Source organism: Nocardia xishanensis NBRC 101358, from assembly GCF_001613365.1.
Classification (GTDB): domain Bacteria; phylum Actinomycetota; class Actinomycetes; order Mycobacteriales; family Mycobacteriaceae; genus Nocardia; species Nocardia xishanensis.
Genome location: NZ_BDCF01000015.1, coordinates 14,410 through 28,774 on the forward strand (window position 1 = coordinate 14,410; position 14,365 = coordinate 28,774).

Genomic DNA, 14,365 nt, shown 5'->3' on the forward strand with positions numbered 1-14,365 from the left:
CGCAGACCGTCGGCATGGTCTACGCGCACCCTGTGAACGCGTTCTACTTCCACGTCGGCCGCGTCGCCGGAGAAGCTTCGGGCAGCTGAGCTCCGGCGCCGCGAGCCGACAGGGGCAACTGTAGAACATGTTCTAGAAATTCGGAAGCTTTCCGGTTCGTTCGGTGTGACCGCCGCCCCGACGCCGTGGCCGGAGAGCCGATGGTCAGTCTCTGGAGAACGCCGCCGCGAGCTCCCGCTCGACATCGATGTACGGGGTACCCGACGTGTCGACGACGACCTTGGCCACCGCGCCGCCGGTGAACTCGTACGGCGCCGTGTACGCGCTCGACACCGACTGTCCGCCGTTGCGCCCCACGGCGATTCCGCCGCCTGCCAATCCGAAAGTGCCCGGGTGGGTGCGCATGCCGGGCCGGGACGCGACGACGGCGTCATCGATGAACAGCGAGAGCTCCCCGAGCGGGGTGTGGCTCCCGTCGACGGTGCCGTTGCGTTCGTAGCGGACGCCGAAGACGTGGCTGCCCAGCGGCACCGGTTCCGGCGCGGACACCCGCTGCTCGTCTTCTCCCATGAAGTTGTAGACGTAGTGCAATCGGCCGTCCTGGACGAACAGGACGTGACCGCCGTGTCCCGCACCCTGTTTGAACAGCACACCCTCGGCCGAAGAGGAGTGGATGGCGACTTCGGCCAGCACCGAATACGACTGGCCGCGCATCTCGACGCCCGCCCCGATGCCGACCTCGGCGGTATCCGGGTAGTACGTGAAATTCGTCCGGTCCACCACCAGATAGGGCCGCCATCGGCCCAACATCTCCATGATGTTGAGATCGGCCAGCGGCAGCCCGTTGTACTTCGCGGCCTCGGAGAACCAGAGCGCCTTCAGTTCCTCCAGCTTCTCGGGGTTCTCGGCGGCCAGGTCGCGGTTCTGGCTGCGGTCCCGCTCGATGTGGTACAGCTCCCAGCGGTCCTGGTCGAAATGACTCCAGCCGGACGGGGTCGCGGCGTGCACGGTGTTGGCGAACCAGCCGCGATGCCAGATGCCCCTGGTGCCGAGCATCGTGTAGAACTGGGTCTCCTTACCCGTCTCTGCCCGCGGATCGGTAAGCGCCGCAGCGAAACTCACGCCTTCCAGCGGCTGCTGCTGGATACCCTTGACGGTGTCGGGCGGTGTGATGCCGAGCAGCTCGTACACGGTCGGCGTCACGTCGCAGACGTTGATGTAGGTGTCGCATACCGTGCCGTGCGCGCGAATTCCCTTGGGCCAGGAGACGATCGCGGGGTCGGCGATGCCGCCCTCGTGCGACGCGTAACGCTTGTAGAGCTTGTAGGGCGTGTTGAACGCCATCGCCCACCCGATCGGGTAGTGGTTGTAGGTCTGCGGGCCGCCGAGCTGGTCGTAGAACCGCATGCTCTCTTCGACGGTGTCGATGTAGCCGTTGAAGAACTTCACCTCGTTGACCGAGCCGTTGGGTCCTCCTTCGCCGCTGGCGCCGTTGTCGGAGATCACCACGACGATCGTGTTCTCCAACTGTCCCGACTCTTCGAGATAGTCGAGAATCCGGCCGATCTGATCGTCGGTGTAACTCTGGAAACCGGCGAACACCTCGGCCATTCGAGCGAAGAGCCGCTTCTCCTCCATGTTCAGCGAATCCCACGGGCGCACGGTGTCCAGCAGCGGCCAGGGTTCGCCGTTGGGGCCCTTGGTGCCGAGATACGGGTTCACCGGCGACATTTCGGTGTCGGCCGGGACGATGCCCATCCGTTTCTGGTTCTCCAGCACGATGTCGCGGTACGCCTCGTAGCCCATGTCGAAGCGACCGGCGTAGCGGTCGGCCCACTCGGCGAACACGTGGTGCGGTGCGTGGCCCGCGCCGGGGCAGACATAGGAGAACCACGGCTTGTCGGGCGCGATGACCTTGGCGTCGCGGATGAACTCGATGGTCTTGTCCGCGATGTCCTTCGACAGGTGGTAGCCGTCCTCGGGAGTGGCGGGCGGCGCGGTGGTGTGGTTGTCGTAGACCAGCTCCGGATACCACTGGTCGGTCTCGCCGCCCATGAATCCGTAGAAGCGTTCGAAGCCCCGGCTCAGCGGCCAATGTCGTTTGGTCGAAGCCAGATTCGACTCCTCCAGCGGTGTCAGGTGCCACTTGCCGACGCAGTAAGTGTTCCAGCCCTTTTCGGCGAGCACCTCCGAGAGCAACGCGGTCTCGAACGGAATCCGGCCGCTGCAATTGGGGAAGCCGTCGGTGAATTCCTCGATCGTCGCCATGCCGACGGAGGTGGCGTTGCGTCCGGTGAGCAGCGACGCGCGCGTGGGCGAACACAGCGCGGTGGTGTGGAACTGCGACAACCGCACGCCGCGCTCGGCGATCCGCGTCATGTTCGGCATGTCGACCAGGCCGCCGAAGCAGTCCCAGGTGGCGATGCCGACGTCGTCCCAGACGATGTAGAGCACATTGGGCGCCCCCTCCGGCGCGGTCGGCGCCGCGAACGGACCCCAATCCGGGGTGGAGTCGCGGATGTCCAGCTCGATCTTGCCCTTGAAATCGGTCGCCATCGCGCACCCCGATCGTGGTTGGGAGATTGCTGTCGACATGCTGGGTTGGAGAATAACTCGCACCGCGCCGCGTCAGAGGCGTAAAAGCACCGACTCGATGAGGTGTCGGCAACTATTCAGTTACGGACCCGCCGGTGTCGCCGCAGATCGGGACCGGTCCGGGCGCGCACGGTGCTTTCACCGTGCGCGCCGCGAGAATCAGGCGCCGACGTAATCCGCGAGGTGTTCGCCGGTGAGGGTGGCGCGGGTGGCGACCAGGTCGGCGGGCGTGCCTTCGAAGACGATCTTGCCGCCCTCGTGGCCCGCGCCGGGGCCGAGGTCGATGATCCAGTCGGCGTGCGCCATGACCGCCTGGTGGTGCTCGATGACGATGACCGACTTGCCGGAATCGACGAGGCGATCCAGCAGGCCGAGCAGGTTCTCGACGTCGGCGAGGTGCAGGCCGGTCGTCGGTTCGTCGAGGACGTAGACGCCGCCCTTGTCGGCCATGTGGGTGGCCAGCTTGAGCCGCTGCCGCTCGCCGCCCGAGAGCGTGGTGAGCGGCTGGCCAAGGCTGAGGTAGCCGAGGCCGACGTCGGCGAGCCGGTCGAGGATGGCGTGCGCGGCCGGGATCCTGGCCTCGCCCGCGGCGAAGAACTCCTCGGCCTCGGCCACCGACATCGCGAGCACCTCGCTGATGTCGCGGCCGCCGAGGCGGTACTCCAGCACCGCGGGCTGGAAGCGCTTGCCCTCGCAGTCCTCGCAGGGCGTCTCGACACCGGCCATCATGCCCAGATCGGTGTAGATGACTCCGGCGCCGTTGCAGGTGGGGCACGCCCCTTCGGAATTGGCGCTGAACAGCGCGGGCTTCACCCCGTTGGCCTTGGCGAACGCCTTGCGGATCGATTCGAGCAGCCCGGTGTAGGTCGCCGGATTGCTGCGGCGCGAGCCGCGAATCGGCGCTTGGTCGACCGACGCCACGCCCTCCGACGCGGGGATGGACCCGTGGATGAGCGAGCTCTTGCCGGAACCCGCGACGCCGGTGACGACGACGAGCACGCCGAGCGGGATGTCGACGTCGACGTTCCGCAGGTTGTTGGCGGTCGCGCCGCGGATGGCGAGCGTGCCGGTGTGTTCGCGCACCTCCCGCTTCAGCGATGCGCGATCGTCGAGATGACGGCCGGTGACGGTGGCGCTGGACCGCAGCCCCTCGAGGGTGCCCTCGTAGCAAATGGTGCCGCCCGCCGAACCCGCGCCGGGGCCCAGATCCACGACGTGGTCGGCGATCGCGATCGCCTCCGGCTTGTGCTCGACGACCAGGACGGTATTGCCCTTGTCCCGCAGCCGCAGCAGCAGGTTGTTCATCCGCTGGATGTCGTGCGGGTGCAGGCCGATGGTCGGTTCGTCGAAGACGTAGGTGACATCGGTGAGCGACGAGCCGAGGTGGCGAATCATCTTGACGCGCTGCGCTTCTCCGCCCGACAGCGTGCCTGCGGGGCGGTTCAGCGAGAGGTAGCCGAGCCCGATCTCCACGAAGGAGTCGAGGGTGTGCCCCAGCGCTTCGAGCAGCGGCGCGACCGACGGCTCGTCCAGCCCGCGGACCCACTCGGCGAGGTCGCGGATCTCCATCGCGCACGCGTCGGCGATGTTGATGCCCTCGATCTTCGAGGCGCGCGCCCCTTCGGCGAGGCGAGTGCCGTCGCATTCAGGGCAGGTGGCGAAGGTGACCGCCCGCTCGACGAACGCGCGGATGTGCGGTTGCAGCGACTCGGGATCCTTGGCCAGGAACGACTTCTGCACCTTGGGAATCAGTCCCTCGTAGGTGAGGTTGACGCCGTCCACTTTCACCTTGACCGGTTCCTTGTAGAGGAAGTCGCGCATCTCCTTCTTGGTGTACTTGCGGATCGGCTTGTTGGGATCGACGAATCCCGACTCGGCGTAGACCCGCACCGTCCAGAAGCTGTCCGACTTCCACCCGGGAATGGTGAACGCGCCCTCCGCGAGCGACTTGGAGTCGTCGTAGAGCTGGGTGAGGTCGATGTCGGAGACCGAGCCACGGCCCTCGCAGCGCGTACACATGCCGCCGGTGCGGGTGAACGTGACCTTCTCGGTCTTGGTCTTGCCCTCGCCGCGCTCGACCGTGAAACCACCGCTGGCCCGGACCGAGGGGACATTGAAGGCGAACGCGCTGGGCGGGCCGATGCGCGGATCACCGAGCCTGCTGAACAGGATGCGCAGCATCGCGTTGGCGTCGGTGGCCGTGCCGACTGTGGAGCGTGGATCGCCGCCCATCCGCTGCTGGTCGACGGAGATCGCGGTGGTCAGCCCTTCGAGGACGTCGACCTCTGGCCGCGCCAGCGTCGGCATGAAGCCCTGGACGAAGGCGCTGTAGGTCTCGTTGATCAGCCGCTGGGACTCCGCGGCGATCGTGCCGAACACCAGCGAGCTCTTGCCGGAGCCCGAGACGCCGGTGAACACCGTGAGCCTGCGCTTCGGGATCTCGATGCTCACGTCCCTGAGGTTGTTCACCCGCGCGCCGTGCACGCGGATCAGATCGTGGCTGTCGGCGGCGGGCAGCGCGGGCGCCGCGTCCTTCGCCGTGGCCTTCCTGGTGTTCTTCCTCGTGGCCGTTGTCATCGTGTCTCCCTCTGGTGCGCGGGGTTCTTGTCGCGGTCGGACGTCGACGCGGATCGATCTCGATCGAAGCAGCTTCGCCGCCGGTTCTGTTCGACCCGGTCGCATCGGAAGCGGGCGGGGCACTCGCCGTGGGCGGCCGTGCGGCGACGGCCACCCACAGCGGGGCGGGACTACTTCTCGATCGGGCGGATCAGGACGTTGATCGCCGGAAGGATCAGGCGACCTGCTGGATGCGGACCATGTTGCCCGCCGGATCGCGGAACGCGCAGTCGCGAACGCCGTACGGCTGGTCGGTCGGTTCCTGGACGACCTCGGCGTCGGTGGCCTGAATTCGCTCGAAAGTGCCGTCGACGTCCTTGGAGGCCAAAAGAATGCTGGAGTAGGTGCCCTTGGCCATCATCTCTTCGACGGTGCGGCGCTCGTCGTCGGTGATACCGGGGGAGGCCTGCGGCGGGTACAGGACGATGTTCGTGCCGGGCTGATCGGCGGGGCCGACCGTGATCCAGCGCATCCCGTTGTATCCGACGTCCTTGCGGACCTCGAAGCCGAGGGCGTCGCGGTAGAAGGCCAGCGCGGCGTCGGGGTCGTTCTGCGGGAGGAAGCTCGAGTGAATGGTGATGTCCATGCTGATCAGGCTAGTTGCGTCGCGTCGGCCGGTGCTTCTCGATTCCTGATCGGTCTGGTCACCTGTTTCGCCACGCACGACGGGATGCCCTCGGTCGACTGCGCCGCCTCGCGCCGATAGACGCTGGGCGGCACGCCGACCAACTCGGTGAAGCGCGTGCTGAAGGTGCCCAGCGACGAGCAGCCGACCGCGAAACAGACCTCGGTGACGCTGAGGTCGCCGCGCCGCAGCAGCGCCATCGCGCGCTCGATGCGCCGGGTCATCAGATAGGAGTACGGCGATTCGCCGTAGGCGAGACGGAACTGGCGACTGAGGTGGCCCGCCGACATATGCGCGTCGCGGGCGAGCGCCTCGACGTCCAGGGGCTGCGCGTACTCGCGATCGATCCGGTCGCGGACGCGGCGCAACCGCGCGAGGTCACCGAGGTGTGGCGTGGCGGGTTTGCTGGTCACCTACGCGATCGTCCCATGCCACGCCGACACTGCCTAGCGGGGCCCGGACGCCGCGTCGCCCGGGCCCCGCGATCGAGGGAGATGACGTCACAACCCGTAGTAATCGCGGACCAGTCGTTCGTACACCCGGGCCGGGACCAGCCGCCTGGTCCAAAAGGAGAGCCGGACGTCGTTGCCGCAGAGATAGGTCTGGCGCGGCCGCTTCGTTTCGAGAATGGCCTGCACCTTCTCGGCGACCGCGGCGGCCGGTTGGCCGTCGGCCAGATATCCGCTGACCCGCTTCAGCACCGCCCGCCGATCGGCGTCGTACTCCGGCAGCGGCGCCGCCACGCGCACGGCCGATTCGATGATCGGCGTGACCGTCCACCCTGGCGCCAGCACGGACACCGCGATGCCGAAACCGGCCGCCTCCATCCGCATCGCCTCGCCGATCCGTTCCACCGCGGCCTTGGTGGCCGAGTACCAGCCGCCGTACGGTTCGGCGATCGCGCCCGCACCCGAGCTGACCACGATCGCCCGGCCGCCGCCCTGCGCGCGCATGATCGGCAGCGCAGCGCGCAGTACACGGTGCGTGCCGAGGACATTGGCGTCGAACAGCGCCGCCGCCTCGTCGGGACCGGTCTCTTCGACCGAGCCGACCACGCCGTACGCGGCGAAGGTGACCACGGCGTCGATGCGACCGTGCCGCGCGGCCATCTCCTCGACCCAGGCGTTCACGGATTCGGTGTCGCGAACGTCCACCGTCGCGTGCGCCGGTCCAGGGACGAGATCGCAGCCTTCCACGGTGTAGCCGGCTCGTGCCAGATGCTGCATCGTCGCCGCGCCCATGCCATTGGCCGCGCCAGTGATCAGGACGACTCCGGTCACGCCGCACACACCTTCAGCACCCGGGGCAGCACTTCGAGCCGCGCGGATTCCACCAGCGTGATCTCGCCGTCCAATTCCAGCGGGGCCGGCCGTTCCGGGCGCAACTCGACGGTGGTGTCGCGGTGGCAGATCGCCAGCGGCGAGCCCGAGAACGCGCCGCGGTACAGCCCGGCGATCAGCCCGAGGATGCGCAGTCGTCCCGAGGCCGCCCAGATGTTCACGTCGAACCTGCCGTCGGTGCGAGTGACCGGCGTGTCGTAGTACATCCCGCCCGCGAAGTGCACGCTCTTCAGTACGCCGATATTGGTGATCGGCGCCGTGTGCGCCCAGCCGGTGCCGCGCACTTCGAGCCGCAAGGGCCGGTGGGTGGCGATATTGCGCAGCGCGGTGGCCACGATCGCGGCCTCGACATTCCGTGACTTGAGCCAGGCCAGCGCGCCGGTCGCGTGATTGAACGAATCATTGCCCGCCGCAACCAGTCCCATGCTCGCGTTGAGCAGGAAGTAGCGCACCACGCGGGTGCCGTCCGGCAGCAGCATCGTCGCCTTGCCGACGTCGACTGTTTCCGCGTCCGCCGCGTCGACCCGGACCGCGACGCCCGCGATCGTCGACGCCGGGCGCAGCGGCTTGTGGAAGTCGTTCGAGCTGCCGAGCCCGATGGCCCCGAGTGCGACGCGCTCCGCGCCGCGGCGCGGCCGATCGGTTTTCGGATCCATGATCGCGTTGAGCACCAGGTTCACCATGCCGTCGCCGCCCGCCGCCACGATCACGTCCGGCACGCCGTCGTCGGGTGTTTCGAGCTGGGCGCGGACAAGTTTCACGGCCTGGTCGGCGTCGGCGGGCAGTTCGACCGTCATGCCGGGGTGCCGCTCCCGCAGCGCGCGCTCCACCTGCTGCCAGCGTTGCAGGGCGGTCCCCGCGTTCGACTGCGGATTCAAGATGACGAGCATGACTTCTCCTCGATGCCCAGCCACTCGCGCAGCCGGGTCCACTCTCCCGTGGTGACCAGCCCGGTCCGCGCGCACTCCGGCGGTACGGCGGATTCCGCGGCGCCGAGCAGGAAGACCGGGATGCCCGCGCGGGCGGCGGGCGCGTCGTTGGCGGCGTCGTTGCCGATCATCACGCAGTCCGGCGCCGCGAGACCGAGCCGATCGAGCAGTTCGTGATAGAACTCGACGCGCGGCTTGGACCGTCGCATGGTCTCGCCGCTGGTGATGAACGCGAAGGCGCCGGGATCGTGCCCGCCCCAGCGCAATCGGGTGATCGCGGTGCTCGACGGCCACAGCGGGTTGGTCGCGACGACCTGCGTCACGCCCGCCGCGCGCAACTCGCGCACCGTGGACACCGCCTCCGGCAACGCCGGGAAACAGCGGCGCAGCCGGACGAAATCGCGATCGGCCAACCGCTGCAACCGCTTACCGACCAGTGCCGGTGCGATATTCAAGCGATCGGCGAGCAAGCCGACCATGAAATCGGTATTGGTGCGGTCGGTTTCGTTGCGGCGCACCTCCGGCAGGACGCCGGAGAGCACCCGCAGGAACCGGTGCGGCGGCGTCAGGTCCCGGAAGGCGAGCGCCGCCGTCAGCGGCATCAGCGCACGGAAACTGTTCCTGCGCAGACCGACCAGCGTGCCGTCCAGATCCCACAACACGGTGCGATGCGCCGCCGTCATTCCTGACTGTCCAGCACGGCTTGCAAGTCGGCGCGGGTCAACCCCAGCCCCGCGGCGAACTCGTCGATCCCGGGTCGGGCGGCGACCGCGCGCACGCCAGCGCGTTGCGCCAGCTCCGCACCGTAGGCCGCGCCCAGGTCGAAGACCGTCTTGGCCAGCGCCGCCGGGAACAGCCAGCGGCCCAGATCGCGCTGGAACACCCGCGTCAACCGATAGGGAGCGGCGATGCGGGCTCCGAGCGCCGAGAGCGCCGACGGTTCCCGCAGCGAACTCATCCTCGCCGCCTCCGTGGGCGGCACCAGCAGCAGATCCGACCACAGCCTGCCGAAGGTGGCGCGCTTCTCGTCGGCCACCGCGGTCATGTTGAACTCGGTGTAGGCCTTCTCGATTCGCGAGGTGTGCGTCGACCGGCTGCGCAGCAGCGCGTGGATGTCGGCGGTCTTGCGGGCGGTGTCGTAACGGGTGAAGCGGTTGATCCTCGGCCGAACCCGGTCGGTCATGGCGGCGAACGCCGGGTTCGGCACGAGCCGGTCCGCCAGCGAAAGAGCATGGTACATCAGGTTTTCGGTGCCCGCCTTCGCGATCTCGATCGCGAGCAGGTCGTAGTCGAGATCGGCGGCGTGGCGGGCGAGGTTCCAGATGTCGCCGAGCTCGCGCACCCCCGTCTTGTAGTACGGCAGATGCACACCCAGGTGGTGCAGATTGTCCTCGTGCGCCATGGCCCACGCGGGTACGCCGTAGAAGTCGATGCGGCGCACCCGATCCCAGATCGCGCCGTAGTCGATGGTGTACGGCGTCAGCGGGGTGATCAGACCCCAGTGGGTGCCGACGACCAGCGCGCCGTCGCGCGAGACGAACGAGGGCAGATGATGCGACCGCTCGGCTCGCACCTTCGGCGCCTTACCGAGCAACTCCGAGGTGGCGAAAAGGCCGAGCTCACGGTAGATCTCGATGGCGGTCTCGACTTGATCCAGCTCGATCAGGATGTCCAGGTCGTTCATCCGCTTGTAGCGCGGATCGTGGTAGATCTCGGTCGAGAAGAGCATTCCCTTGAGCACCACGCACCGCACGCCGCGTTCGTCGAAGCGGCGCAACAACTCCAGGGCCCCGGCAAGGCGCCGGTCGTTGACGGCGCCGATGTGGTCGGTGACGGCGGCGAAGTCCGCGCGGACGGCGTCCGGCACGAGATCGTAGAGCTCCTGGGCCTCCAGCCTGCGCTGCACCAGCGGCACCGTCGCGTTGAGCTTCGCCAGCGCGAAGAATTCGGCCCAGTCGGTGATGTCGTGGGCCAGCTTCGCCGTCTCGGCGCGTTCGTCCGCGCTCGGCGCCGCGAGCGACGCGTGCACCAGCAGTCGCTCGACCGTGGAACCGCCCGCGGCGATGTGGGTTCCGGTCATGCCGCACCCTCCTGTTCTGGATGGAATCCGAAGCTCCTGGCGACGGTCGAGATCTGTTCGAGCGCGAAGTCCAGCTGGTCGCGTGTCAGCGTGGCCATCATCGACACCCGCAGGCGCTGCTGTTCCCTTGGCACCGCGGGGAATTCGACGCCGTTGACGAAGACGCCCGCGCGGTGCAGCGCGGCGACCACCTCCGCGACGGCCAGTCGCTGCGGCACCAGAATCGGGATGATGGCGGTCTGCGGGTCCACCGCGAAACCCATCCGCCGCAGTTCCCGCGCGAAATAGGCGGTGTTGTCGTGCAACTGGCGGACGCGCTCGGGGTGGGCGTCGATGAAATCGATCGACGCGAGCACGGCGGCGACCACCGCGGGCGACAGCGAGGCCGAGAACATATAGGAGCGAGCGAAGAACCGCAGCGTGTCGACGAGGTCCTTGGATCCGGCCACGAAGCCGCCGGTGGTCGCGAACACCTTCGAGAAGGTGCCCATGTACAGCTCCACCGAGCCGTCGCCGAGGCCGAAATGCTCGGCGGTGCCGTGCCCTCGCGCGCCGAGCACGCCGGTGCCGTGCGCGTCGTCGATGGCCAGCCAGGCGCCGAACGAATCGCACAGCGCGCGGATCTCCGGCAGCGGGGCGATATCGCCGTCCATCGAGTAGACGCCCTCCACCGCGACCACGATGTTCGCGCCGGGGTTCCGCCAGCGCACCTGCATCAGGCGGTGCCGCAAATGCCGCAGATCGTTGTGCTGGAACGCCATCGATCTGACCCGGCCGAGCTGGATGCCGTCGTAGAGGCTGGCGTGGCTCTGCTCGTCGTAGAGCAGGGTGTCGCCGTTGCGCAGCAGACCGGTCACCCAGCCGACGTTCGCCGCGTAGCCGGAGGAGAACACCATCGCCGACTCGCAGCCTTTGGTCTCGGCGAGGCGCTCCTCGAGACGCCGGTGCAGCGAGGTGGTGCCGTTGAGCAACGGCGGCCCGCCGCACCCGACGCCGAACTCCCTGGTCGCCGCGACCGCGGCTTCGATGATCTCCGGTTCGCTGCCGAGCCCGAGATAGTTGTTGGAGCCGAGCATGATCAGCTCGCGGGTCTCGCCGCCGTCGGGATCGCGCACCTGGACGACCGGACCGGCCGGGCCGGTGATCTCGCGCAGCACGAAGCCGCTGCCCCTGGCATTCGTGACATAAGGCCGGAATTCCTCGAAGCGCTGTTCGAAGGTGTGCGCCGCGGGGTCGAGATAATGTTCGAGACTGAAATTCTCTCCGTGACCCGCGGTCTCGCTCCGCGCCTGACCCGTCACCTTCTCGGCGCTCCTGACGGAATCCGTATGCGATGCCGGCCCACCCGTCGCCCGGCCGCCACCCCGCACGGAATCACTACGTGATGCTGTCATTCTTTGTCCTCGTACAGAATCGTTGCGGTGCCCGCACGCCCGTCGAGCACCACGCGGTCGCCGGTGGCGACCAGGCGGGTCACGCCGGGAACGCCGACGACGGTGGGGATGCCGAGTTCGCGGCCGATGATGGCGGTGTGCGAGAGCACGCTGCCCTTCTCGCTCACCAGTCCGCCCGCGGCGACCATGAGGAAGACCCAGCCGGGGTCGGTCGTCGAGGCGACCAGGATCTGTCCGTCGATCTCCACCTCGGGATCCGGTGTGCCGAGTACGAGGGCGGGCGCCTCGACACGACCCGGGGCGCAGCCGATGCCGCGCAGCACGGTCTGCGCCGTTGCGTCGACTGCTGTATCCGGTGCCTCGAAAGCCGGATCGTCGATGGTCGCCGCTGCGATGCCGGTGGTGACGATCCGCGTGGGCAGTTCGGTGGCGCGCCAGCGCTCGTGGTCGGCCTTGCGGGTGGCGACGATGCGGGCGGCGTCGGTGTCGACGGCGGTGCCTCGGGTCAGCGCCGCGATCTCCTCGTAGGTGAGCCAGAAGATGTCACGCGGATCGTTCAGCAGGCCTGCGCCGTGCATCTGCTTGCCGAACTCACGGAACACCCGCTTGACCAGACCGAAGGAACGGCTGCGGCCCAAGCGCATGTTCTCGCGCTGCTTGACGTGCTCCCTGGCGCGGCTCAGCGCGAGACGGAAGGCGATGCGCCGGGGGAGGCTGTCGCGGAACAGCCTTGCCGCGGTGGCCTCGGCCTCACGGCGGATGGCCTTTTCACGCGCTGCCATTTCGTCGATGTTCTGGCCGCCGCGCAAGTAGTTGCGCAGCATGGGCACCAGGCGCTCGGGGTGTTCGCCGAGCGGATCGGTTTCGAGCTTGAGCTCGTCGACCGTGCGATCGCCGAACAGCGCGATATGACGCAGGCAGGCCGCACGGAACGCGGCGAACTCCGTCTGCGTCAGCGTCTTCCACACGGCGTGCGCGTCCAGCGGACCCTCGAACAGTGCACGCAGTGCCGCGTCGTCGCGAATCGTCGCCGTCAAAGCCAGCGCCGAGCGCACCGGGTCGACGCTGTCGACACCTTCCTCGCCGCAGAACAATTCGTTGCGCAGCGTGATCGCCTCGGTCGGCTCCAGCCCTTGCTGTTCCAGCAGCAGCCCGACGACGTGGAACAGCTGCTGGGCCAGGAAGTCGTTGAAGATCTGCACCGAGTACGCGGGGACGAGTTCGTGCAGGCAACGCTCCATCCACTGCAGCAGCGCCTCCGGATCGCGTTCGCGTTCCGGCGTCTCGGGGGACAGGCGCCGGTCGAGGTCGGCGGTGAAGGCGGCCAGCTCGGTGAAGAAGTCGCGCAACCGGCGCGGCAACCGCACCCAGCCCGAGGCGATGATCGCGAAGACCCGCACCCGCAGCGCGTACATCCGCAACCGCGCCACACCGCGTTTCGGCGCGGCCGGACGCTGGTAGCGGTTCTCGATGTTGAGCGCGGCCTCCCAGCCCTCGATCGCGAACTCCATGCCAGGGATCTGCAGGAACAGCCGGTACCAATTGCTGATGTTGTAGTAGATCCGCCCGTGCGCGGTGCCGACGAGGTACGGGTACAGGCTCGCCGCGTTGCGGTCCACGATCGCGCCGGTCGCGCCGAAATCCCGGTGGCAGGCGCGGAAGACCTGCTCGTAGGCGGCGCGCAGGATCGAGAAGGTCAGCGGGCTGGACAATCCCGGGTAGGACTCCGCGACATTGACGTTGTCGAAGATCGTTTCGCGCGCCCCCGTCGCGGTGACGGGGCGGGCCTGCAACAGGAACAGCGTGCCGTCCTCGTCGTAGGCCCATTCGACGTCCTGGGGTCCGCCGAACGCGTCGGCGAGCGCGGCGGCGGTGCGAGCGAGTTCGATGATCCGCTCGTCGGTGAGCGCCGGCTCGGCGCTGCCGCCCGCGATCTCCGCCACAGCGGTGCCGGAGCCGGAGTCGGCGACGACCCGGCTCCGTTTGTCGACGACGGTGCGGGAAACGACCGCGCCCGAGGCATTGTCGACGAAATACGTATCGCATTCCACCGTGCCCGCCACGACGCCCTCACCGAGGCCGAGCGCCGCCGACACCACCGATTCGGCCGGATCGCCGGTCTGCGGGTTGCAGCTGAACACCACGCCGGAGACGGCGCTGTCGACCAGCACCTGCACCAGCACCGCGCAGTCGACGCCGCCGTTGTCCAAGCCGCGATGCGCTCGATAGAACAGCGAACGCTCCGAATAGGCCGACGCGAGCACCTCGAGTATGGCGCGCGGCACGTCGGACGGCGCCACATTCAAGACCGTATCGAGTTGGCCCGCAAACGAATCCGTGGCGGAGTCCTCCCCGCTCACCGAAGAGCGGACCGCCAGTCGAACCGGGCCGTCCGACCATTCGGCGATCGCCGCGTCCAGTTCGGCCGCGACCGTGCCGGGCAGGGAAAGGCCGAAGACAAGACCGCGCACTGCCGCCGACACCGACCGCAACGACGCGGGGTCGGTGTGGTCCAGAGCGGCGAGCAGCTCGGCGATTCCGTCGGCGGCAGGCGCGATGATCTCCGCGCACGCTTCGGTGGTGACCACCGCGAACGGCGGCACCCGATAACCGGCCGCGAGCAGGCGGCCGAGATTCGCGGCCTTGGCCCCGAATCGCGCGATGTGCTCCTGCGCCGCATCCGGCCGCGCGGCCAGTGTCGCGGCGGGCACCACCACGCCGGTGTTCGTTGGGTTCATAGATCTGCGCCTCTGCGTATCGAAAGACAATGGGGGCGTGCGCCACTC

10 protein-coding genes are annotated in these 14,365 nt (G+C 68.3%); all 10 read right to left on the reverse strand.

Annotated elements, in window-relative coordinates:
* Positions 1 to 204: 204 nt before the first annotated feature.
* Positions 205 to 2,556, reverse strand: a complete 2,352-nt coding sequence (locus NX1_RS14230; RefSeq protein ID WP_068058542.1) for an arylsulfatase — start codon at positions 2,554 to 2,556, stop codon at positions 205 to 207.
* A 198-nt stretch (positions 2,557 to 2,754) separates the two neighbouring features.
* Positions 2,755 to 5,172: an ATP-binding cassette domain-containing protein gene (locus tag NX1_RS14235; RefSeq protein WP_068058545.1), complete on the reverse strand. Its 2,418-nt coding sequence runs from the start codon at positions 5,170 to 5,172 to the stop codon at positions 2,755 to 2,757.
* Between the two features lie 214 nt (positions 5,173 to 5,386).
* A complete protein-coding gene (locus NX1_RS14240; RefSeq protein WP_068058547.1) occupies positions 5,387 to 5,797 on the reverse strand; it encodes a VOC family protein in 411 nt (136 codons plus the stop codon).
* A gap of 5 nt (positions 5,798 to 5,802) precedes the next feature.
* Positions 5,803 to 6,249 (reverse strand): helix-turn-helix transcriptional regulator, encoded by a 447-nt coding sequence (locus tag NX1_RS14245; protein WP_068058549.1) that lies wholly within the window; start codon positions 6,247 to 6,249, stop codon positions 5,803 to 5,805.
* Positions 6,250 to 6,336: 87 nt separating this feature from the next.
* Positions 6,337 to 7,116: an SDR family NAD(P)-dependent oxidoreductase gene (locus NX1_RS14250; protein ID WP_157119733.1), complete on the reverse strand. Its 780-nt coding sequence runs from the start codon at positions 7,114 to 7,116 to the stop codon at positions 6,337 to 6,339.
* Positions 7,113 to 8,066, reverse strand: coding sequence for a diacylglycerol/lipid kinase family protein (locus tag NX1_RS14255; RefSeq protein WP_068058553.1), 954 nt, complete (start codon positions 8,064 to 8,066; stop codon positions 7,113 to 7,115). The genes NX1_RS14250 and NX1_RS14255 overlap by 4 nt, the downstream gene beginning before the upstream one ends.
* Positions 8,051 to 8,788, reverse strand: coding sequence for an HAD family hydrolase (locus NX1_RS14260; RefSeq protein WP_068058554.1), 738 nt, complete (start codon positions 8,786 to 8,788; stop codon positions 8,051 to 8,053). The genes NX1_RS14255 and NX1_RS14260 overlap by 16 nt, the downstream gene beginning before the upstream one ends.
* Positions 8,785 to 10,185 carry a nucleotidyltransferase domain-containing protein gene (locus NX1_RS14265; protein ID WP_068058556.1) on the reverse strand — a complete coding sequence of 467 codons (1,401 nt, stop codon included), beginning with the start codon at positions 10,183 to 10,185 and terminating at the stop codon, positions 8,785 to 8,787. The genes NX1_RS14260 and NX1_RS14265 overlap by 4 nt, the downstream gene beginning before the upstream one ends.
* Positions 10,182 to 11,486 carry an aminotransferase class I/II-fold pyridoxal phosphate-dependent enzyme gene (locus NX1_RS14270; protein WP_068058558.1) on the reverse strand — a complete coding sequence of 435 codons (1,305 nt, stop codon included), beginning with the start codon at positions 11,484 to 11,486 and terminating at the stop codon, positions 10,182 to 10,184. Before NX1_RS14270 ends, NX1_RS14265 begins: the two co-directional genes overlap by 4 nt.
* A gap of 89 nt (positions 11,487 to 11,575) precedes the next feature.
* Positions 11,576 to 14,317 (reverse strand): PEP/pyruvate-binding domain-containing protein, encoded by a 2,742-nt coding sequence (locus tag NX1_RS14275; protein WP_068058560.1) that lies wholly within the window; start codon positions 14,315 to 14,317, stop codon positions 11,576 to 11,578.
* Positions 14,318 to 14,365: the final 48 nt, after the last annotated feature.